The organism is Veronia nyctiphanis (assembly GCF_004116385.1).
In the GTDB taxonomy this organism is placed as follows: Bacteria; Pseudomonadota; Gammaproteobacteria; order Enterobacterales; family Vibrionaceae; genus Veronia; species Veronia nyctiphanis.
Window position 1 is genome coordinate 1 of record NZ_PEIB01000081.1, and the last position, 2,184, is coordinate 2,184.

General features: G+C 42.9%; 3 protein-coding genes and 1 pseudogene. All 4 read left to right on the forward strand.

The features are described from left to right. Positions 1-61 precede the first annotated feature (61 nt). A pseudogene (locus CS022_RS24425) lies at positions 62-448 on the forward strand (GNAT family N-acetyltransferase); the annotation flags it as partial. Between the two features lie 90 nt (positions 449-538). Continuing rightward, positions 539-1,021: a hypothetical protein gene (locus CS022_RS24430; protein WP_145964546.1), complete on the forward strand. Its 483-nt coding sequence runs from the start codon at positions 539-541 to the stop codon at positions 1,019-1,021. Between the two features lie 115 nt (positions 1,022-1,136). Next, positions 1,137-1,505, forward strand: coding sequence for a hypothetical protein (locus CS022_RS24435; RefSeq protein WP_129124460.1), 369 nt, complete (start codon positions 1,137-1,139; stop codon positions 1,503-1,505). A gap of 55 nt (positions 1,506-1,560) precedes the next feature. Further along, entirely contained in the window at positions 1,561-1,920 is a 360-nt protein-coding gene (locus CS022_RS24440) for a hypothetical protein (protein WP_129124461.1), read from the forward strand. Positions 1,921-2,184: the final 264 nt, after the last annotated feature.

Genomic DNA, 2,184 nt, shown 5'->3' on the forward strand with positions numbered 1-2,184 from the left:
CTGCGAAGGCTGAAAATCGGCCTAATTTACTGTCCGGAATGAGTTGACCACTACAGTTAGAAATACACAAACCGCCATTTTGAACTTCGAGAATTTTGAGGAAGAGTTACGATATTCAATCGTAGAAAAGGCTTCAAATCGGTTTATAGGAGCAATTGGTCTTATCATTCGGGATAAATCGGTACCATTTTTTGAAATTGGGTATTGGTTGCGGAGTTCTAGCGTCGGCAAAGGTTATATGACTGAGGCAGTACAGGCTTTAGAGAAGTATGCTTTCATGGAGTTAAAAGCTAACAGAATTGAAATTCGTGCTGCTGAAGGCAATAAAAGTAGTCGAGCGGTTGCGGAGAGAGCGGGTTACAAATTGGAGGCCATGTTGGTCAATGAGAGGCGACTCCCCAGCGGAGAGTTGGGTAATACAGTCGTGTATATGAAGTCGGGCTTATAACAAGGCCATCAAACCTCACCCCCCTACGGGAGCTGGACTAGCAACAAGTTGCTCGCCGTTTAGTCGAGCGTTATGATTTTTGAGGCAGAAATGAAGTACCTACAAAGAATTGCTTTGTTACTTGTTGTTTCTAGTAATTTAGTAGGGTGCGTTCCTATTCCATCAAAGAACATTGAAACTCCAAACGTATCGGGTGTGTTAACAGAAGATGGCGTGGGGCTTGAGGGGTATAGTATTCAACTGGCTTACGGGGTTAGTGATTCCTGTTCAGTTAACAGTCGGCAAGAGGTACTTTCTACTATTACGGATAAAGAAGGTGCTTTTATTTTTAAAAACACCTACAAATGGTCTTTGGTTCGGTGGGCATTACCACTTGATGGAATAGACTATTTTAATCTATGTATTATCGCTCCTGACGGCCGAAAGAAATGGGCTTATATTCCTCAAATAAGAACACCTTCCTGGGCTCCAGATATTAAATTGTCTTGTGAAAATGAAAAGCTTCTTTTAGAGCCGAAAGAAGTTGAGAGTGGGTTTAAGATAAAACCAACTTGTGAAGAAGTACGATTATAACAATGGCTTCAAGGGGACTAAAAACACTGGTTCAATTTTTAGTGTTCAAGGTGGCTAGCCTTACATGAAGCGTGTGTTTTAAGCCCCTTAAGTTGACGTTAGGTTCATAATGAGATTGACAATAATTCTGCTCATAACTCCATTGCTGTCCTCATGCGCGATTTTATATTCCGGTGTTGTTGAGAACCATTATGCTCGCGAGATTTCAGTAACCAGCATTAACGGCGTCGATGAAACGGTAATGGTTCAGCCATCTGAAAAAACTGAAATACCAATATTTGAAACTGAAAGTGGTACATGCATGACCGTTATGCACGGTTCTAATGTCGAACACTTTAGTGTGCCCAAGCCTCCAGTATGGGCAAAAATTAGCGGCATCTGGGATGTGAAATTCTCAATCGAGGTATCGCCGAGTGGTGCTTTCTATGTTGGCGAAAACAGAAAAAGACAGAAGTTAAAGCGGGTGATAAGTTGCAAAATCTAACAAATGCAGCCAAACGACAAAAAACGCTCAGCCATGAAATTCATGAATCATGGCAATGAAAACCAATAAGAATATTTACCTCAGAATCTTCGCTTATCTTCCCGGGTGCCTCGTTTTAGCATTGTTTGTAATCGTAGGTATGAGTGAGTTTTGGCTTATTGGTGTAAAGGCTGATCATGCCACCATTAACTCTTACAAATTCGGTGCAGAGGCCATGGTTTCTGAAGGTGGCAACAAGTATGAGTCAGCGACTATCTACTCTCTACATTGCTTAATCACTAGTCTTGCTGCATTGCTAGGTGCTGTTAGTTCTCTCTTTGTACTGTTCAAATCCCAAAGTACGCCTCTTCTCAAAGCATATTCCATAACCATCACTGCATTACTTGTGATCGCCTCTGTGGAGTATTTCTGGTAGCCACGAGGTCGTCTAGTTCAACAAACCCAACATGCGCAAACTGTGTCGGAGGGTGCGAACTCGTGTTTGGTTCTCTACCTTTCTGATGTGTCCACATGCTTTGCGTCAGTGCGTCGCACCTGCGAACAACCCTGCGTCTTTGGGGCCTAGCGCCCCATCATCCCACTTTTTCGACGCACGTTAACCACTCTTTCTCTACCAAAACGGGTGTGACCTGCCCCCGCTTTCTAATCCATCGTTAACTTAGTAATGTTCATCAATCAG

What these genes read in the sequence shown, in the direction of transcription:
- CS022_RS24430 (WP_145964546.1), top strand. Translation starts at nt 539, where the DNA reads ATGAAGTACCTACAAAGAATTGCTTTGTTACTTGTTGTTTCTAGTAAT.
- CS022_RS24440 (WP_129124461.1), top strand. Translation starts at nt 1,561, where the DNA reads ATGAAAACCAATAAGAATATTTACCTCAGAATCTTCGCTTATCTTCCC.